The organism is Kitasatospora sp. HUAS MG31 (genome assembly GCF_040571325.1).
GTDB lineage: Bacteria > Actinomycetota > Actinomycetes > Streptomycetales > Streptomycetaceae > Kitasatospora > Kitasatospora camelliae.
Genome location: NZ_CP159872.1, coordinates 5,879,119 through 5,896,888, shown reverse-complemented (window position 1 = coordinate 5,896,888; position 17,770 = coordinate 5,879,119). Strand labels below are relative to the sequence as shown.

Here is a 17,770-nt window from a genome sequence, read left to right as displayed (position 1 = left end):
CCGGCCCGCGCGGCGGCCCCGGCCCTCAGGCCGGGAGCCCGCAGTACTGCTGCTGCTTGCCGATCGCCCGGTACAGGCAGTCGGCGTTCTCCAGCAGGAGCAGCACCGCCTCCCGGTTGCGGGCGGTCTCCCGGCCGATCACCTCGTCCGGCGGGTAGAACCCGCCCCCGCCGCTGGAGGGGTACATCTCGAAGGTGTACGCGAAGACCTTCTGGCTGCCCCACAGCCAGTCGTCGATCGAGCCGTCGGTGATGTACAGGTCGCTGGACTGCTCGGGGGTGTAGCCGTTGGTGCCCGCCATGGTCCGGCCGAAGGTGGCGAAGGTGTTGTACTCGTCGGCGGTCATGCCGGTGGCGGTGTTGGCGGTGGTCCAGCCGAACGGCCACAGCACCAGCTCGCTGTAGGTGTGGAAGTCGATGGCCGCGGTGATCTGCTGCTTGCCGCCGACCACCCGGCTGCGGACGAATTCGGCGACCACCTTGGTCTCCTTGGCGGACTCCGGCGCGCTGCCGCGGTACGTCTCGCTGGAGGTGGACCCGGAGGAGCCGCCGCAGCAGCCCCACTTGTAGTTCCAGTTCCGGTTGAGGTCGGTGCCCGCGTAGCTGCTGCCGGCGTTGGGCTGCCGGTCCTTGCGCCAGCTGCGGTAGCGGCCGGTGGCGATGTCGTACTCGCCGCCGTCCGGGTTGAGGTCCGGCACCACCCAGATCTCCCGGCTGTTCACCACGGCGGCGATCCGCGGGTCGGTGGCGTACTTGTCGCCGAGCTCGTGCAGCAGGTAGAGCGCCATCTCGACGGTGAGGTGCTCCCGGGCGTGCTGGTGGTGGGTGAACAGCACCTCCGGCTCGGCCTCGTCGGTGGCCACGTTGTCGCTGATCTTGACGGCGACGATGTCGCGGCCCTCGTAGGACGTGCCGATCACCTGCTTGCTCATGATCGACGGGTGCGCCGCGACCACGGCGTCGATGTCGGCGGCCGCCTCCGCGTAGTTGTGGTAGGCGGAGTCCTTGGACGGGAAGTCCTTGAGCGTGGCACCCGGCAGCACGGAGGCGTCCTCCTCCGGGCCGGGCAGCGGGGTGAGCCGCCAGCCGAGGGCCCGCAGCCGGAGCAGCTCGGCCGGGTTGGCGCTGACCACCAGCGAGGCGGTGTCCACCTCGTCGACGGAGACGCCGGTCGCGGCGACCGCGGTCCGGTCGGCGACGGTCCGGGGACCGTCGACCTGGTACTGCCGGACCGACTCCTCGGCGGAGGCGGCCGGGGTCCCGGGACGGGCCGCGGCCGAGGGGGCCGCGACGGGGGAGGCGAGGGCGAGGGAGAGCAGGGCGGCGACGGCCAGCGCCGGCCTGCCGCGTCGGGGCAGTCGCATGACTGTCCTCCTGTGGGGGTCCGTAGGAACGGAGGGAGGAACGAGGCGCGCGCCGAGACGATGGTCCACCCGCGTCATGACCGCGTCAAGACGTCCCGGCGCCGGCGAACGCCGCAGAGGGGTACCGGAGGTGACCCGCCGTCATGCGCAGCGGGAGATCCACCCACCCGGACCTCGCGACACGCCCGGCCGCCGGGCTGGCCGCCGCGGGCCCGCGCGATGGCGAGACTGGACCCGTGCCCGAACTCCCCGAGGTCCAAGCACTCGCCGAGCGGCTGACCGAGACCTGCGCCGGCCACCGGCTGGAGCGGGTGGAGGTGCTGTCCGTCCAGGTCCTGAAGACCTTCGACCCGCCCGTCCAGGCGCTGGACGGACAGACCGTGCAGGCGGTGGGGCGACACGGCAAGTTCCTCGACCTCCGGACCACGGACGGCCTCCACCTGGTGCTCCACCTCGCCCGGGCCGGCTGGGTGCACCGCCGCGCGTCCTTCCCCGCGAAGCCGCCGAGCCGCCGCGGACCGCTCGCGCTGCGGCTCGTCCTCGACGACGGCTCCGGCTACGACATCACCGAACAGGGCACCACCAAGCGGCTCGCCGCGTACGTGGTCGCCGACCCGGCCCTCGTCCCGGGCGTCACCCGGCTCGGCCCGGACGCCCTCACCCTCACCGTCGAACAGCTGACCCGGCTCGCCACCGGCTCCCGCCAGCGGCTCAAGACCTTCCTCACCGACCAGGCCGTGATCGCCGGCATCGGCAACGCCTACTCGGACGAGATCCTGCACGCCGCCCGGCTCTCCCCGTACGCCCTGGCCTCCTCCCTCGACGCCGAACGGCTCACCGCCCTGCACGCCGCGGTCCACCAGGTGCTGACCGCCGCGCTCGACCACGCCAGGGCGGTGCCGCCGGACGGGATGAAGGCCGAGAAGCGGTCCGGCCTCGCCGTGCACGGCCGCTCCGGCGAGACCTGCCCGGTCTGCGGCGACACCGTACGGTCCGTGAACTTCGCCGACTCCTCCCTCGAGTACTGCCCGACCTGCCAGACCGGTGGCCGCACCCTGGCCGACCGACGACTGTCGCGACTCCTCAAGTAGGTGATTGAATCTGCGCGGAAGTTCGCTCTTCCGCGCAGATTCGCTCACTCTTCCGGGAGTCCGCCGCCGTGATCCTGATCGTCACGCCCAACCCCGCCCTGGACCTCACCTACACCGTCCCGGACTTCCGGCCGCACACCGGCCACCGGGTCACCGAGGTCGCCGCCCAGGCCGGCGGCAAGGGGGTCAACGTCACCCGGGTGCTCACCGCCCTCGGCCTGCCCGCCACCGCCGTGCTCCCCCTCGGCGGGCCGACCGGCACCGCCGTGAAGGCCGAACTCACCGCCGCCGGGCTGCCGTTCGTCCCCGTCCGGATCGCCGGCGAGACCCGCCGCACGGTCGCGGTGGTCGACACCGAGGACGCCACCCTGCTGAACGAACCCGGCCCCCACCTCACCACCGCGGAGTGGCGGCGGGTGGTCACGGAGACCGAGCGACTCCTGCCCACCGCCGCCGTCCTCGTCCTCTCCGGCAGCCTCCCGCCCGGCCTCCCCGAGGACGCCTACGCCGAACTCCTCACCCTCGCCCACCGCAACCGCGTCCCCACCCTCCTGGACGCCGACGGCCCCGCCCTCACCACCGCCCTGGCCGCCCGCCCCACCCTGATCAAGCCCAACGCCGCGGAACTCCGGACCGCCACCGGACTCGACGACGTACCCGCGGCCGCCGCCGCCCTGATCGAACGCGGCGCCCGCGCCGTGGTCGCCTCCCTCGGCCCCGACGGGCTCTACGCCCGCGACCGCGACTCCGCCTGGCGGTGCAGCCCGCCCGCCCCCGTCCGCGGCAACCCCACCGGGGCGGGCGACTCCTGCGTGGCGGCTCTCGCCGCGGGCCTGCTGGGCGGCGCCGGCTGGCCCGCCGTCCTCCCCGACGCCGTCGCCCTCTCCGCCGCCACCGTCCACCACCCCCGCGCCGGCCACTTCGACACCCCCACCTACCACCGCCTCCGCGCCACCACCACCGCCCACCCGGCCTGACCCGAACGCAATCGGCCAGCCACCACCAGGGGCGCGGGGAACCGCGAACACGGCGCAACCGGCCAGCCACTGTCAGGGGCGCGTGGGGGCACCTCTGGGGCACCTCCCGGCCGAAGGCTGGGGGAGAACTGCGCGAAACCGGAAGGTACGCGCCTTCCACCCGCCGACGGCGAACCAGGTGCAACCTGCTGTCGGCGTGGGAGAGTGCGGGGGTGCGTACGAACGGGATCGGGGAGCGGGGTAACGGGCAGGCCGATGCCGTGGTGGTGGGGTCCGGACCGAACGGGCTGGCCGCTGCGCTGGTGCTGGCCGGGGCGGATCTGCGGGTGGAGGTGTTCGAGGCGGAGCCGACCGTCGGCGGGGGGACGAGGACGGCGGAGCTGACCCTCCCGGGGTTCCGGCACGACGTGTGCTCGGTGGCCCACCCGATGGCCCTGGCGTCGCCGTTCTTCCGGGCGTTCGGCCTCGCCGACAAGGTGGAGATGCTCCAGCCGGAGGCGGCCTTCGCCCAGCCCCTGGACGGCCGCCAGGCCGCCGTCGCGTGGCGTGATCTGGACCGCACCGCGGCCACCCTCGGCCCCGACGCCCGCGCGTGGCGGGCCGTCTTCGCCCCGCTGGTCGCCCGCTGGCCGGGCCTCGTGGAGGCCGCCCTCTCGGACCAGCGCCGCCCGCCCGCCGACCCGCTGACCGCGTTGCGCCTGCTGCTCCGCGTCGGCGAGTTCGGCACTCCCGCCTGGTCGGCCCGGTTCCGCGGCGAACCCGCCCGTGCCCTGCTCGCCGGCGTGGCGGCGCACGCGATCCGTCCGCCGTGCGCGCCGGGCCCGGCCGGCGCCGGGCTGCTGCTGGCGGCCCTCGGGCACGCGGTCGGCTGGCCCGTCCCGCGCGGCGGCAGCCAGGCGATCGCCGACGCGATGGCGGCGGAACTGGTCCGCCGCGGCGGGCTGATCCACACCGGTCGCCGTATCGACTCGGTCTCCGAACTCCCTTCCACCCGCGTGCTGTTGCTGGACACCAGCCCGGCCGGCCTGCTGCGGATCGCGGGCCGCCGGCTGCCCGAGTCCTACGCCCGCAGGCTCCGGGCGTTCCGGTACGGCGCGGCCGCGTGCAAGGTGGACTTCGCGCTGTCCGGGCCGGTGCCGTGGCGGGATCCGGCCTGTGCCGCCACCGGCACCCTGCACCTGTCCGGCACCCGGGCGGAGACGGTGGCGGTCGAGCGGGAGGTCGCCGCGGGCCGCCACCCGGAGCGCCCGTTCGTCCTGGCGGTTCAGCCCGGGGTGGTGGACGACACCCGCGCCCCGGCGGGACGGCACACCCTGTACACCTACGCGCACGTGCCGCACGGTTCCACGGTGGACGTCGGCGAGGCGGTGACGGCGCAGGTCGAGCGGTTCGCCCCCGGGTTCCGCGACCTGGTGCTGGCCCGGCGCACCACCACGGCGGCCGACCTGTCCGTGTACAACGCCAACTACGTGGGCGGGGACATCAGCGCCGGGGCGATGTCGCTGCGCCAGACGGTGTTCCGCCCGGTGCCGGCGTGGGACCCGTACGCCACGCCGCTCGACGGGGTGTTCCTCTGCTCGGCGTCCACCCCGCCCGGGCCGGGGGTGCACGGCATGGCCGGTCTGCACGCCGCCCGCCGGACCCTGCGCCGTGTCTTCGGCATCACCGGGGACCCGCTCCGCTTCGTCCGCGGCGACCACGCCCCCGTCCCCTGACCGTTCCGCTCACCGCACCCCCACCGCTCCCCGTCGCGGCCGGGTCTCACCCCGGGAAGGGCCGCTCCGCGCGGGCCACCACCACCTCGGCGGGGCGTAGCAGGTGGTCGCCGACCCGGTAGCCGGGGCGGACGACCTCCACGCAGAACGGTTCGACGTCCGCGCCCGCGTCGACGGACCCCACCGCCTCGTGCACGCTCGGGTCGAACGGTTCGCCGGGCTCCCCGAAGGACTGCAGGCCGAGCTCGCCCAGTTCGGACTCCAGCAGGCCGGCCACCGCCCGCAGGCCCCCGGTCAGCTCGCCGAGGGCGCGGGCGGCGTCCAGGGCGTCCAGGGCGGGCAGCAGCCGGGTGAGCACGTTGACCACGGCGATCTCCCGGACGGCCAGGCGGTCGCGGTGGACCCGCTTGCGGTAGTTCTCGTACTCGGCCTGGAGGCGTTGCAGGTCGGCGGTGCGCTCGGCGAGCTGCTGCTCGGGGCCGGGCGGCGGTTCGGGTGCCATGGCCTCCCCCGGGGGTACGGCCGGCGCGGCGGTCGGCGGCTGATCGGGCGGTCCGGCGTCCGGCCCGCTCCCCCCGGTGTGCTCGCTCATCCGCCGCTCCCCTTCGGGCGGTCCTCGTCGATGATCTCGGCGTCCACGACCTCCTCCTCCGCACCGGAGGCACCCGCGCGCCCGGACCCGCCCGCCGTGCCGGTGTCCCCGGACGACCCGGACGGCCCGGCCGACCCGCCACCGCCGTCGGACTGGGCGTACATCGCCGCGCCGATCTTCTGTGCCACGGTGGCGGCCCGCTCGGTCGCCTCGCGCAGCGCCGCCGTGTCCTCGCCCTTGAGCCGCTCCTTGACCTCGGCCAGCGCGGCCTCCACCTCGGTCCGCACCTCGGCGGGGATCCGGTCCGGGTTGTCCGCGATGACCTTCTCGGTGGAGTACACCAGCTGCTCGGCGCCGTTGCGGGACTCGGCGGCCTCCTTGCGGACCCGGTCCTCCTCGGCGTGCTGCTCGGCCTCCCGCATCATCCGCTCAATGGTGTCCTTGCCGAGGGCGGAGCCGCCGGTGACGGTCATCCGCTGTTCCGCGCCGGTGCCGAGGTCCTTCGCGGCCACGTGCATGATGCCGTTGGCGTCGATGTCGAAGGTGACCTCGATCTGCGGCAGGCCGCGCGGCGCCGGCGGCAGGCCGGTCAGCTCGAACATGCCGAGCTTCTTGTTGTACGCCGCGATCTCGCGCTCGCCCTGGTAGACCTGGATCTGCACCGACGGCTGGTTGTCGTCGGCCGTGGTGAAGATCTCCGAGCGCTTGGTCGGGATCGTGGTGTTGCGCTCGATCAGCCTGGTCATGATGCCGCCCTTGGTCTCGATGCCGAGGGACAGCGGGGTGACGTCGAGCAGCAGCACGTCCTTGACCTCGCCGCGCAGCACGCCGGCCTGCAGCGAGGCACCGATGGCCACCACCTCGTCGGGGTTGACCCCCTTGTGCGGGTCCTTGCCGGTGAGCGACCTGACCAGCTCGGTGACGGCGGGCATCCGGGTGGAGCCGCCGACCAGGATGACGTGGTCGATGTCGGAGACCTCGATCCGGGCGTCCCTCACCGCGTTGTGGAACGGGGTGGTGCAGCGCTCCAGCAGGTCGGCGGTGAGCTGCTGGAACTGGGCCCGGGTGAGCTTCTCGTCCAGGTGCAGCGGGCCCTCGGCGGAGGCCGTGATGTAGGGCAGGTTGATCGAGGTCTCGCTGGCCGAGGAGAGTTCGATCTTGGCCTTCTCGGCGGCCTCGCGCAGCCGCTGGACGGCCATCTTGTCCTTGGACAGGTCCACCCCGTGGCCGTTCCTGAACTGCTGGACCAGGTGGTCCACGACCCGCTGGTCCCAGTCGTCCCCGCCGAGGTGGGTGTCGCCGTTGGTGGACTTGACCTCGACGATGCCCTCGCCGATGTCCAGCAGGGACACGTCGAAGGTGCCGCCGCCCAGGTCGAAGACCAGGATGGTCTGCTCGTTCTCCTTGTCCAGGCCGTACGCCAGTGCCGCCGCGGTCGGCTCGTTGATGATCCGCAGGACGTTCAGTCCGGCGATCTCGCCCGCCTCCTTGGTGGCGGTGCGCTGGGAGTCGTTGAAGTACGCCGGGACGGTGATCACCGCGTCGGTGACGGCCTCGCCCAGGTACGCCTCGGCGTCCCGCTTGAGCTTCTGCAGCACCCGGGCGGAGATCTCCTGGGCCGCGTAGCGCTTGCCCTCCACGTCGCCGGACTCGGGGAAGCGCCAGTTCGGGTCGCCCATGTGCCGCTTGATCGAACGGGCCGTGCGGTCGACGTTGGTGACCGCCTGGCGCTTGGCGACCTCGCCGACCAGGACCTCGCCGCCCTTGGCGAAGGCCACCACGGAGGGTGTCGTCCGGGCACCCTCCGCGTTCGGGATGACCGTGGGCTCACCACCCTCCAGCACACTGACCACGGAGTTGGTGGTACCGAGGTCGATACCGACTGAGCGCGTCATGACAGGACTTCCTCCGTCCCGGGTCCCATTCCCCTGAAACCGGGATAAAACTGGAGGAAGAGCTTGTCAAGGGCCCCGCCAGGAGGCAGCAGGGAGGCATCCGCGATGATCACCGAACTGGCCGTGGAGCGCGTCGAGTTCACCTGCGGGCAGTGCTGGCACCACTGGAGCGTCGACTTCGACGTCCAGCACTACCGGGACGACGACGGCGGCGACTGGGAGTACTTCTCCCACGACGGCATCGGCGCCGCTTCCCCGTACACCTCGGAGGGCGCCCCGCCCTGCCCCCAGTGCGGCCGCCACTGGGTGGGACACCTGGTCGCCCGCCGGCTCGTCCCGCTGCCGACCGGCGAGAGCGACGCCCCGCGCAGCGAGGTCCTCGACCGCGGCACGCACCGCCCCGACCGCCACGAGGCCCCGCTCCTCACCGGCTCCGTCCAGCCCGCCCCGCGCGGCGAGGCCCGACCGTAGACCTCGCCGGACACGCCGCGCCAGGGCCGGCTGACGGGAGAGCATGGTCACCGTCCGGACTCCGGTCGGCGGAAGGGCCGCCGCGCCCCGGGCCGTACCGAAGGGCCACAGATGACCACTCCCCTCACCGGCCGCGTCGCCCTGGTCGCCGGGGCCACCCGGGGCGCCGGCCGCGCCATCGCCGTCCAGCTCGGCGCGGCCGGCGCCACCGTGTACGCCACCGGGCGCAGCACCACCGGACGCCGTTCCGAGTACGACCGTCCCGAGACCGTCGAGGAGACCGCCGAGCTGGTCACCGCCGCCGGCGGCCGGGGTGTCGCGGTGGTCGCCGACCACCTGGTGCCCGAGCAGGTCGCCGCCGTGGTCCGGCGGATCGAGGCCGAACAGGGCCGGCTGGACGTGCTGGTCAACGACATCTGGGGCGGCGAGGGCCTGTTCGCCTGGGACACCCCGGTGTGGGAGCACGACCTCGACGACGGACTGCGCCTGCTCCGGCTCGCGGTCGAGACCCACGCCATCACCAGCCACCACGCCCTGCCGCTGCTGCTGCGCCACCCCGGCGGGCTGGTGGTCGAGATGACGGACGGAACGGCCGAGTACAACCGTGACCGCTACCGGAACTCCTTCTTCTACGACCTCGCCAAGGCCTCCGTGCTGCGGATGGCCTTCGCCCTCGGCCGGGAGCTCGGGCCGCGTGGCGCCACGGCGGTGGCGCTGACGCCCGGCTGGATGCGGTCCGAGCTGATGCTCGATCACTTCGGCGTCCGCGAGGAGAACTGGCGGGACGCCGTCGCGGCGGTCCCGCACTTCGCCGTCTCCGAGAGCCCCTCGTACACCGGCCGGGCGGTCGCCGCCCTCGCCGCCGACCCGGAGGTCGCCCGGTGGAACGGCGCCTCGCTCTCCAGCGGACAGCTCGCCCGCACGTACGGGTTCACCGACCTGGACGGCAGCCGGCCGGACGCCTGGCGCTTCCTGGTCGACGTGGAGCAGGACCCGGCGGCCGACCCGGAGGCCTACCGCTGACCGTCCCGCCGTCCGGCCGCGGCCGGTCCCGGACGGTACCCTGAGCGCCGCGCACCCCCCGACCGGACGGACCCAGGAGTCGACCGTGGCCGCCACCACCCCGCCCGCCCACACCCCCGCGGACAGCGCGAAACCGCTGGTCGCGGCCGTGGACATCGGCGGTACGAAGATCGCTGCCGCGCTGGTCGACTCCTCCGGCGCCCTGGTCGCCCGGACCAGGCGGCCCACCCCGGCCCGCTCCGACGCCAAGGCCATGGCCGCTGCCGTCCTCGGCGCCGTCGAGGAGCTGGCCGCCGACGGCCGGTGGTCCGAGGTGGTCGCCCTGGGCATCGGCAGCGCCGGCCCGGTGGACACCGTCGCCGGCACCGTCAGCCCGGTCAACATCCCCTCCTGGCGGGAGTTCCCGCTGGTCCGGACGGTCCGCGAGCACCCGGCGGTGGACGTCCCGGTCACCCTGATCGGCGACGGCGTCGCCATCGCCGAGGCCGAGTACTGGCAGGGCGCGGCGGCCGGGTACCGCAGCGTCCTGTGCATGGTGGTGTCCACCGGGGTCGGCGGCGGCCTGGTGCTCGACGGACGCGTCCACGGCGGGCTCACCGGCAACGCCGGGCACATCGGGCACATCAGCGTCCAGATCGACGGCGAGGACTGCCCGTGCGGGGGCCGCGGCTGCGTCGAGGGCCTCGCCAGCGGCACCGCCATCGCCCGCTACGCCCTGGCCCACGGCTGGCGGGCACCCGGCGGGGACGCCTCCGCGGCGGCCGTCGCGGAGGCCGCCCGGCAGGGCGACCCGGTGGCGGTGGCGGCGTACGACCGGGCGGCGCGGGCGCTGGCGGCGGCGATCGCCGGGACGGCGGCGCTGGTGGAGATCGAGGCCGTGGTGATCGGCGGCGGCGTCGCCCAGGCCGGCCCCGTCCTCCTCGACCCCCTCGCCCACCACCTCACCACCTACGCCGCCCTCCCCTTCACCCGCGGCCTCCACATCCACCAGGCCCACCTGGGCCCCGACGCCGGCCTCGTCGGCGCCGCAGCAGCCGCCCTCCGCAGCATCTGACCACCTCAGGGACCCGACCCCGGCGCCCCGCTCACGGCGCCCGCACGGACGGGCTCGGGCAGACCCTCCGCCAGGTCCTCGGCGATGAGCCGCTTGGCGATGGCGTCCGCCGCCGCGCGGAGCTCGGCGCTGCGCGGCCTCCCCCGGTCCTGCTCCAGCTGCTGGTTGAGCCACTCCGACCAGGCGCCGGTGATCAGCCGGACCTCGTGCAGGCCCGTCTCGGTGTGCGAGAAGTAGGGCCCGTACCGGGTCAGGTACCCCTCCGCGACCATGCGGTCGAAGGACGGTTCGAACACCTCGGGCGGTACCCTCCGCCGGGCCGCGATGAGGTTGAGGCTGGCGTGCCCGACGGTCCGGGTGAACAGCTCGACCTGCATGACCGACCACGCCCCGGCGATGTCCAGGCGGGTGCCGGACACGGCGACCAGTCGGCGGGCGGTCTCCAGGTCGGCCCGGCGGAGGATCCGGCCGACGGCGAGCTCGAGGAGCTTGGCGGAGTCCCCGGAGTTCGGCGAGGCGAAGCCCTCCCCCATGTCGGTGGAGGTGTACCGGGCCGAGTCGCGGAGCGTGACCTGCTTGAGGAAGAGGGAGATCACGAAGCCGAGCAGGGCGACCGGCACCGTCCAGAGGAAGACGGTGTGCAGGGATTCGGAGAACGCGTCGACGATCGGCGCCTGCGCCTCGGGCGGCAGCGCGTGGACGCCGGTGGGGCTGTCCGCGGCCTGGGCGACGGCGGCGGGGGCGAGCCCGGAGGCGGCGGAGGCCTCGGCGACGCCCTGGCTGAGGTTGGGGCCCAGGGTGTTGGTGTAGATGGTGCCGAAGACGGCGGTGCCGAAGGAGCTGCCCAGGGTGCGGAAGAAGGTGACGCCGGAGGTGGCGGTGCCGAGGTCGGCGTAGTCGACGGTGTTCTGCACCGCGATGGTCAGCACCTGCATGCACAGTCCGATGCCGGTGCCGAGGACGACCATGTAGAGCGACTGCGGCCCGCTGCCGGTGGAGGCGTCCATCAGGGAGAGCAGGTACAGGCCGACGGCCATCACCAGCGAGCCGACGACGGGGAAGATCCGGTAGCGGCCGGTCCGGCTGACCACGTTGCCGCTGAACACGGAGGCGATCAGCAGGCCGAAGACCATCGGCAGGGTCCGGACGCCGGAGACGGTGGCGGAGTCGCCGTCCACGTACTGCAGGTAGGTGGGCAGGAAGGTCAATGCGCCGAGCATGGCGAAGCCGACGATGAAGCTGAGCGCCCCGCAGACGGTGAAGACGGGGTTGCGGAACAGCCGCATCGGGAGCATCGGCTCGGCGGCCCGGGTCTCCGCCCAGCAGAACAGCGCGAGGGCGACCACCCCGACCGCGAACAGGCCGATGATGACCGGCGAGCTCCACGCGTACTCGTTGCCGCCCCAGCTGGTGGCCAGGATCAGGGCGCTGGCGCCGACCGCGACCAGGGTGATGCCCAGGTAGTCGATGACGGGCGTGGTGACCGAGCGGATCGACGGGATGGTCCGGGCGGCGGCGATCACCACGGCGATGGCGATCGGCACGTTGACGTAGAAGGCCCAGCGCCAGGTGAGGTGGTCGGTGAACAGCCCGCCGAGCAGCGGGCCGATCACCGTGGCGACGCCGAAGACGGCACCGATCGCGCCCTGGTACTTGCCTCGTTCGCGGAGCGGGATGACGTCGGCGATCAGCGCCATCGAGGTGACCATCAGGCCGCCGGCGCCGACGCCCTGCATGGCCCGCCAGGTGATCAGCAGCCCCATGCTGGTGGACAGGCCGCACAGGAACGACCCGGTGATGAAGACGATCGCGGAGACCTGGAAGACCACCTTGCGGCCGAACAGGTCGCCGAACTTGCCGACCAGCGCGGTGGTGACGGTCTCCGCGAGCAGGTACGAGGTCACCACCCAGGACATGTGCTCGGCGCCGCCCAGGTCGGACACGATGGTGGGCAGCGCGGTGCCGACGATGGTCTGGTCGAGGGCGGCCAGCAGCATGCCCAGCACGATGGTCCCGAAGACGATGTTCCGCTGCCGCCGGTCGAGGACGGGCGGCGGCACGGCCTCCGGGGCGGCCGGGGCCGTCCCGCTGCTGGTGGTCACCCCGGCATCCTCACACCGGCGGTCGGCTCCCGCCCGCCCTGGCATCCGGGGAGGTGACGGGTCGTCGGGGCGGTGTGCGACGCGACCGGGGTGCCGTCGCGTTAGATGTTCATGAACCGCACAACGACGACGAGTCCGGCCCCGCCTGGGCAGCCGCTGGACTTCCGGGAGTTCGCTGCGGCGAGGGGGCACCACCTGGTCAGGACGGCCTTCCTGCTGACCGGTGGCGACGCGCACCTCGCCGAGGACCTCGCCCAGGAGGCCCTCGGCCGGCTGTTCGACCGGTGGCGCCGGATCTCCCGGATGGCGAACCCGGCCGGGTACGCGCAGACCGTCCTGGTCAACACCTTCCTCTCGTACCGCAGGCGCCGCAGCAGCGGCGAGCACGTGACCGACACCTTCGCGGAGACCGGGGTGAGCGACCCCGACCCGGCCCTGCGGGTGACCCTGCTGCGGGCGCTGGCCGGGCTGCCGCCCCAGGACCGCGCCGTGCTGGTGCTGCGCTTCTGGGAGGACCGCAGCGTCGAGGAGACCGCCTCGGCGCTGAAGCTGTCGGCGAGCGCCGTCCGCTCCCGCAGCAGCCGGGCGCTGGCCCGCCTGCGCGAGGAGCTGGGCGAGCAGCTCGACGAGCTCACCCAGTCCTGACCCACCCCCGTCCCTTTCCCCACCTGCGAGAAGGCGGAGACCTGCCATGTCCTTCGACGATCGATTCGCCCGGATCCTCCGGGAGGCGGCCGACCTGGCCCCCGGCCCGCCGGGCCCGGCCCTGGTCGGCGGTGCCGAGCGGCGGGGGCGCCGGCGTCGGGCCCGGCGCCACGCGGCGCTGACCGCCGGGGCCTGCGCCCTGGCCCTGGTCGGCCTGACCGTGACCGGGGCCGCCGACCTCGGATCCCGGGACCCGGCGGGCCGGCCCGGCGACCGGATCACCGGGACGTTCATGTCCGGGACCCTGCGGTCGCTGCTGCCGCCCGGGCAGGTCACCGACGTGCAGGGGTTCGGGATCGGCGAGCTGACGGCGCCCTCCAGGGGCCCGATCGCGTCGCTGGTCTTCGACGACGGCAGGGGCCGCGGGATCGTGCGCCTCATCACCGACCGGGTGGACCCGCCGGGCACCGGGGACACCGCGGACACCAGGTGCCCCGACCCGTTCCAGACCCCGACCGAGTCCTGCGAGCGCACGGTCCGCCCCGACGGCTCGGTGCTGGTGGTCGCCAAGTACCCGAGCCGCGACCCGGACGACCAGCGGAACTGGGTGGTGACCTACACCGGCGCGGACGGCCGCCGGATCCGCGTCGACGAGTACAACGGCGCGTACGACACCGTCACCCGCGAGGAACCGCCGCTGACCGCCGACCAGCTGGCGGCGGTCGCCACCAGCCCCGCCTGGGACCCGGTGTTCGAGCAGTTCACCCGGGACGCCACGCCGCGGCCGACGGCCCCCGGGACGACCGTCACCCCGCCGTCCCCGGACCTGCTGCTCGGCGTGCTGCGCACCCTGCTGCCCGCCGGGGCCGAGCCCCACCCGGCCGGCGAGCAGCAGACCAGGGGCACCGCCCACCTGCTGGTCACCGCCGACGGCCGGACCAGCATGCTGTCGGTCCGGGTGGACCCCCGCTGGGCCCAGGGCCTGGACCACGACCCGCGCGGCTCGTACGGGAGCGGGTCCGAGGATCCGGTGGTCCGGGCCGAGGACGGGACCCTCTCGTTCACCCGGGAGGACCACGCCTCCAAGGGCGGCGAGGGGCCGGCGCTGTCGTGGGGCGCCGAGGCGCTCCACCCGGACGGCACCCGGGTGACGGTCGGCGAGTGGAACGGGACCACCGGCTACCAGGCCGAGCCCGGCGAGCCGGCGCTGACGAAGGAGCGGCTGCGGGCGATCGCGGCCGACCCGGCCTGGCGCCGCTGAGGGCGCCCGGCCCGGGGCGATAATCCGGCCATGGACTGCCTGTTCTGCGCGGTGGTGGCGGGGTCGGTGCCGGTGCACCGGGTCCTGGAGGACGAGGTGGCGGTGGCCTTCCTGGACCACCGGCCGCTCTTCCCCGGCCATGTGCTGGTGGTGCCCCGGGAGCACGTGGAGACGGTGACCGACCTGGCGGCGGACCAGGTCGGGCCGTTCTTCGGACGGGTCCAGCGGGTCACGGCGGCGGTGGAGCGGGGGACGGCCGCGGCGGGGAGCTTCGTCGCGGCCAACAACCGGATCAGCCAGTCCGTGCCGCACCTGCACGTCCACGTGGTGCCCCGCAACCGCAAGGACGGTCTCCGCGGCTTCTTCTGGCCCCGTACCCGCTACACCGACGACGCCCAGGCCGCCGAGGTCGCCCGGCACATCCGCGCCGCCCTCACCCGCTGACCGCCACCGGGGCGGGCGCGTTCAGCGGGCGCGTTCCCGCGTTCAGAGGCCGAGGCGGTCGGGCTTGGCGGCGAGGGGGCGGACGGCCTCGCGGGGGTCGGGGACGAGGCGGCGTTCGGTGAGGTCGAGGAAGCCTGCGACGCAGGTGATCTCGGCGGCGAGGACGCCGTCGGCCCGGGTGATGGCCTGGTCGATCCCGAAGGTGCGGCCGTCCCGCCAGATGAACCGGCAGCTGACCTGGACCTCGTCCCCCGCCCGCAGCTCCCGCCGGTACCGCACCGTGGTCTCCAGCACCACCGGCCCGATCCCGTTCGCGATCAGGTCCGCCTGCCGGACCCCGGCCTCCTGCATGTACGCCCACCGGGCGTGCTCCGCGTACTGCAGGTAGACCGCCTGGTTGAGGTGGCCCTGCGAGTCCGTCTCGTAGCCACGCACGGTCACCGGCACCGCGAAGCCGTGATCAGTCATACCCGGCACGCTACTCCCCCGTAGGGCCGCCTCACGCCGCCGCGATCCGGAACACCGGGTACCCCGGGGCGATCCGCAGCAGCACCTCGTCGGAGGCGGTGTCGTCCACGCCGTCGAAGAACACGCCCACCTCGAACTTCCAGCGCTTGAGGTACGCCCGCAGCACCTCGGGCTTGGCCCCGTCCTCCAGCTCGGTGGCGCGGAAGGCCTCGGCACGGCGGCCGAGCCGGAGCTCGCCGGTGCCGGCGGCGCGCAGGTTGCGGACCCACTGGGTGTGGCCGCGCGGCGCCACCAGGTACCGCTCACCGTTCAGGGTGAGCATGTTGACCGGGGTGGTGCGCCACTCCCCGCTCTTGCGGCCGCGGACGGCCAGGACCCGCGAGCCCCACAGGCTCAGACCCGCGCCGGTCAGTGCCGCCACCAGGCGGTTGCTGAGGGAGAGGACGGCGGTGCCGACGCGACCGGTCGGCATGACGTAGCGGGTGGCGGCGGACATCGGAACCTCCGGCGAGATCGTCGATTCTCTTCGAGAGCGGTGCTCTCGGAATCAACTGTGACAGCGTCGCCGCGACGAGTCAAGAGCAGTGCTCTCGTTCCTGTTCGCCGCTCCCGCCCGGCGGTACGCTGTCCCCATGGCAGCGATCAAGACCGCCCGGGCCCGGGCCCGCGAGGAACTCACCCGCGAGATCAAGCAGGAGGCCCGGCGCCAGCTGGCCTCCGAGGGGGCCCAGCGGCTCTCCCTGCGCGCGGTGGCCCGCGAGCTCGGCATGGCCTCCTCCGCGCTCTACCGGTACTTCCCCAGCCGCGACGACCTCCTCACCGCGCTGATCATCGACGCGTACACCGAGGTCGGCGCGGCCGCCGAGGGCGCGCTCGCCGCCACCGCGGGAGAGTCCGCACGGGCCCGGTGGCGGGCGGCCTGCGGGGCGGTCCGCGGGTGGGCGGTGGCCAATCCGCACGAGTACGCGCTGGTGTTCGGGACGCCGGTGCCCGGCTACCGGGCCCCGCAGGAGACGGTGGCGCCGGCGAGCCGGGTGCCGCTGGCGCTGATCGAGGCGGTCCGGGGGGCGCTGCCCTCGGCGACCGCGGCCGGAGCGGGCGCCGAGCAGCCCTTCCCGGGCCGGCTCGGCGAACAACTCACGCTCATCCGACGGGAGTTCATCCCCGACCTCCCGGAGGAGCTGATCGGCCGCCTGGTCATGGCGTGGAGCCAGCTGTTCGGCCTGATCAGCTTCGAGCTCTTCGGTCACTTCGCCGGCTCGGTGGACCCCGCGGACGACTTCTTCGCCCACGCCGTCGAGCTGATGGCCGACCAGCTCGGCCTCCCCCGGGACACGTGACCCGGCCGCCGCGGCTGCCCCCGCCCACCCGTCCGGATCCGCGCGCGTGCGAACCGACGTCCGAACGGGCGTCCGTCCGGCGCCCGTTCACCAGGTCCGCGCGACCCGCGCCCCGGGCCCGTTCGAGCGGCGACCGACCGCCACTCCAGAAATACCGGGGCATTTCGCCCACCGACCGGAGGGTGCCGATCCGATTGTGCAGGCGCACGCGTGTTCGGTGCGCAGGTGGTGCGGATGTGCTGGAGTGTCCGCCACCACTCTCCTGGGGGAAGGATCCATGCCCATGTCCGCCACCGTCAGCCGTCGAAGACTGTTCGGTCTGGGTGCCGCCGTCGGCGCCGCCGTCCTGCTCGACCCGCTGGGCTCCTCGGCCCGCGCCGCGACCGACTCCGCCGAGGCCGAGAGCTGCCTGCCGAACGGCTTCCCGCTGCCGAACGGGTTCAACCCGGAGGGCATCACCATCGACGCCCTGGGCCGGGCGTACCTCGGCTCGCTCGCCAACGGCGACATCTACCGGGCCAGCCTGGCCACCGGCCAGGGCGAGGTGATCAGCGCCGGGCTCGGCCCCGGCTCGCCCTCGCTGGGCCTGAAGATCGACGGCCGGGGCCGCCTGTTCGTCTCCGGCGGCTGGGGCGGCGACGCCCGGGTCATCGACGCCCGGACCGGCGCGATCCTCGCCAGCTACCACCTGGCCACCTCCGCCGACACCTTCGTCAACGACGTGGTCCTCACCCCGGGGATGGCCTGGTTCACCGAGTCCGCGCAGCCGGTGCTCTACGGCCTGCCGCTGGCCGCGAGCGGCCGGCTGCCGGACCCCTCCGAGGTGGTCCGGCTCCCGCTCAGCGGGGACTTCGAGCCGGTGCCGCAGGGCAGCGTCGGCTCCAACGGCATCGAGACCACCCCGGACGGCACCGCCCTGCTGGTCGTCAACATGACCACCGGCAGCCTGTACCGGATCGACCCGCGCACCGGCGTGGCCCGCAGGACCGACCTGGGCGGCGCCGACCTGGTGAACGGCGACGGCCTGCTGCGGCAGGGCCGCGAGCTGTTCGCGGTGCGGAACTTCTCCAACGAGGTCGCCGTGGTGAAGCTGGACCGGACCGGCCTGCACGGCGAGATCACCCGCCGGATCACCGACCCGCGGTTCCGCATCCCGGCCACCGTCGCGGCGTACCGCGACCGCCTCTACATCCCCAACGGCCGCTTCGACACCCCGCCGACGCCGACCACCGACTACGACGTGGTGGCCGTCCCGCGCGGCTGACCCGATGGGCCCGGCCTCCGTGCGGCTCCCGTGAGTCCGGGGGCCGGGCCACCCCGGAGCCGTAC

The 17,770-nt window shown here is 74.1% G+C and carries 17 protein-coding genes; 11 read left to right on the top strand and 6 right to left on the bottom strand.

Annotated features, from left to right (window positions below):
* Positions 1–25: 25 nt before the first annotated feature.
* Positions 26–1,363 carry a M14 family metallopeptidase gene (locus ABWK59_RS26320; protein WP_354643099.1) on the bottom strand — a complete coding sequence of 446 codons (1,338 nt, stop codon included), beginning with the start codon at positions 1,361–1,363 and terminating at the stop codon, positions 26–28.
* Positions 1,364–1,599: 236 nt separating this feature from the next.
* On the opposite strand from ABWK59_RS26320, the gene ABWK59_RS26315 reads away from it, so the two are divergent.
* From ABWK59_RS26315 to ABWK59_RS26305, 3 genes are all read left to right on the top strand, one after another.
* Positions 1,600–2,454: an Fpg/Nei family DNA glycosylase gene (locus ABWK59_RS26315; RefSeq protein ID WP_354643098.1), complete on the top strand. Its 855-nt coding sequence runs from the start codon at positions 1,600–1,602 to the stop codon at positions 2,452–2,454.
* Positions 2,455–2,522: 68 nt separating this feature from the next.
* A complete protein-coding gene (locus ABWK59_RS26310; protein ID WP_354643097.1) occupies positions 2,523–3,431 on the top strand; it encodes a 1-phosphofructokinase family hexose kinase in 909 nt (302 codons plus the stop codon).
* A 212-nt stretch (positions 3,432–3,643) separates the two neighbouring features.
* Positions 3,644–5,146 (top strand): phytoene desaturase family protein, encoded by a 1,503-nt coding sequence (locus tag ABWK59_RS26305; RefSeq protein WP_354643096.1) that lies wholly within the window; start codon positions 3,644–3,646, stop codon positions 5,144–5,146.
* 46 nt (positions 5,147–5,192) lie between these two features.
* On the opposite strand, the gene grpE is transcribed toward ABWK59_RS26305, so the two are convergent.
* Positions 5,193–5,738: a nucleotide exchange factor GrpE gene (grpE, locus tag ABWK59_RS26300; protein ID WP_354643095.1), complete on the bottom strand. Its 546-nt coding sequence runs from the start codon at positions 5,736–5,738 to the stop codon at positions 5,193–5,195.
* Positions 5,735–7,633, bottom strand: a complete 1,899-nt coding sequence (gene dnaK / locus ABWK59_RS26295) for a molecular chaperone DnaK (protein ID WP_354643094.1) — start codon at positions 7,631–7,633, stop codon at positions 5,735–5,737. Before dnaK ends, grpE begins: the two co-directional genes overlap by 4 nt.
* Before the next feature lie 105 nt (positions 7,634–7,738).
* On the opposite strand from dnaK, the gene ABWK59_RS26290 reads away from it, so the two are divergent.
* The 3 genes from ABWK59_RS26290 (at position 7,739) to ABWK59_RS26280 (ending at position 10,181) form a co-directional block, all read left to right on the top strand.
* Positions 7,739–8,104 (top strand): hypothetical protein, encoded by a 366-nt coding sequence (locus ABWK59_RS26290; RefSeq protein WP_354643093.1) that lies wholly within the window; start codon positions 7,739–7,741, stop codon positions 8,102–8,104.
* Between the two features lie 111 nt (positions 8,105–8,215).
* Complete coding sequence (locus ABWK59_RS26285; protein WP_354643092.1) at positions 8,216–9,127, top strand: SDR family oxidoreductase; 912 nt, start codon at positions 8,216–8,218, stop codon at positions 9,125–9,127.
* An 85-nt stretch (positions 9,128–9,212) separates the two neighbouring features.
* Positions 9,213–10,181 carry an ROK family protein gene (locus tag ABWK59_RS26280; RefSeq protein WP_354643091.1) on the top strand — a complete coding sequence of 323 codons (969 nt, stop codon included), beginning with the start codon at positions 9,213–9,215 and terminating at the stop codon, positions 10,179–10,181.
* Between the two features lie 5 nt (positions 10,182–10,186).
* Here ABWK59_RS26280 and ABWK59_RS26275 read toward each other — a convergent pair whose 3' ends face one another.
* The gene (locus tag ABWK59_RS26275) at positions 10,187–12,283 is read right to left on the bottom strand and encodes an MDR family MFS transporter (RefSeq protein WP_354643090.1); all 2,097 of its coding nucleotides are present in this window, start codon (positions 12,281–12,283) and stop codon (positions 10,187–10,189) included.
* 111 nt (positions 12,284–12,394) lie between these two features.
* Between ABWK59_RS26275 and ABWK59_RS26270 the strand changes: the two genes are divergently transcribed.
* From ABWK59_RS26270 to ABWK59_RS26260, 3 genes are read left to right on the top strand one after another with little or no spacing between them, the layout of a single operon-like run.
* Complete coding sequence (locus tag ABWK59_RS26270) at positions 12,395–12,928, top strand: SigE family RNA polymerase sigma factor (RefSeq protein WP_354643088.1); 534 nt, start codon at positions 12,395–12,397, stop codon at positions 12,926–12,928.
* A gap of 46 nt (positions 12,929–12,974) precedes the next feature.
* Positions 12,975–14,189 carry a hypothetical protein gene (locus ABWK59_RS26265; protein ID WP_354643087.1) on the top strand — a complete coding sequence of 405 codons (1,215 nt, stop codon included), beginning with the start codon at positions 12,975–12,977 and terminating at the stop codon, positions 14,187–14,189.
* Between the two features lie 30 nt (positions 14,190–14,219).
* Complete coding sequence (locus ABWK59_RS26260; RefSeq protein ID WP_354643086.1) at positions 14,220–14,633, top strand: HIT family protein; 414 nt, start codon at positions 14,220–14,222, stop codon at positions 14,631–14,633.
* 42 nt (positions 14,634–14,675) lie between these two features.
* Here ABWK59_RS26260 and ABWK59_RS26255 read toward each other — a convergent pair whose 3' ends face one another.
* Positions 14,676–15,101, bottom strand: coding sequence for an acyl-CoA thioesterase (locus ABWK59_RS26255; RefSeq protein ID WP_354643085.1), 426 nt, complete (start codon positions 15,099–15,101; stop codon positions 14,676–14,678).
* Between the two features lie 31 nt (positions 15,102–15,132).
* Entirely contained in the window at positions 15,133–15,573 is a 441-nt protein-coding gene (locus ABWK59_RS26250; protein WP_354645109.1) for a nitroreductase family deazaflavin-dependent oxidoreductase, read from the bottom strand.
* Positions 15,574–15,733: 160 nt separating this feature from the next.
* On the opposite strand from ABWK59_RS26250, the gene ABWK59_RS26245 reads away from it, so the two are divergent.
* Positions 15,734–16,441 carry a TetR/AcrR family transcriptional regulator gene (locus ABWK59_RS26245; RefSeq protein ID WP_354643084.1) on the top strand — a complete coding sequence of 236 codons (708 nt, stop codon included), beginning with the start codon at positions 15,734–15,736 and terminating at the stop codon, positions 16,439–16,441.
* 283 nt (positions 16,442–16,724) lie between these two features.
* Positions 16,725–17,705 (top strand): SMP-30/gluconolactonase/LRE family protein, encoded by a 981-nt coding sequence (locus tag ABWK59_RS26240; RefSeq protein ID WP_354643083.1) that lies wholly within the window; start codon positions 16,725–16,727, stop codon positions 17,703–17,705.
* The last annotated feature ends 65 nt before the right edge of the window (positions 17,706–17,770 follow it).

Bases quoted from the DNA above. Each gene is read 5' to 3' on its own strand.
- ABWK59_RS26320 (WP_354643099.1), bottom strand. From the start codon at position 1,363: ATGCGACTGCCCCGACGCGGCAGGCCGGCGCTGGCCGTCGCCGCCCTG.
- grpE (WP_354643095.1), bottom strand. From the start codon at position 5,738: ATGAGCGAGCACACCGGGGGGAGCGGGCCGGACGCCGGACCGCCCGAT.
- dnaK (WP_354643094.1), bottom strand. From the start codon at position 7,633: ATGACGCGCTCAGTCGGTATCGACCTCGGTACCACCAACTCCGTGGTC.
- ABWK59_RS26290 (WP_354643093.1), top strand. From the start codon at position 7,739: ATGATCACCGAACTGGCCGTGGAGCGCGTCGAGTTCACCTGCGGGCAG.
- ABWK59_RS26285 (WP_354643092.1), top strand. From the start codon at position 8,216: ATGACCACTCCCCTCACCGGCCGCGTCGCCCTGGTCGCCGGGGCCACC.
- ABWK59_RS26270 (WP_354643088.1), top strand. From the start codon at position 12,395: ATGAACCGCACAACGACGACGAGTCCGGCCCCGCCTGGGCAGCCGCTG.
- ABWK59_RS26265 (WP_354643087.1), top strand. From the start codon at position 12,975: ATGTCCTTCGACGATCGATTCGCCCGGATCCTCCGGGAGGCGGCCGAC.
- ABWK59_RS26260 (WP_354643086.1), top strand. From the start codon at position 14,220: ATGGACTGCCTGTTCTGCGCGGTGGTGGCGGGGTCGGTGCCGGTGCAC.
- ABWK59_RS26255 (WP_354643085.1), bottom strand. From the start codon at position 15,101: ATGACTGATCACGGCTTCGCGGTGCCGGTGACCGTGCGTGGCTACGAG.
- ABWK59_RS26250 (WP_354645109.1), bottom strand. From the start codon at position 15,573: ATGCCGACCGGTCGCGTCGGCACCGCCGTCCTCTCCCTCAGCAACCGC.
- ABWK59_RS26245 (WP_354643084.1), top strand. From the start codon at position 15,734: ATGGCAGCGATCAAGACCGCCCGGGCCCGGGCCCGCGAGGAACTCACC.
- ABWK59_RS26240 (WP_354643083.1), top strand. From the start codon at position 16,725: ATGTCCGCCACCGTCAGCCGTCGAAGACTGTTCGGTCTGGGTGCCGCC.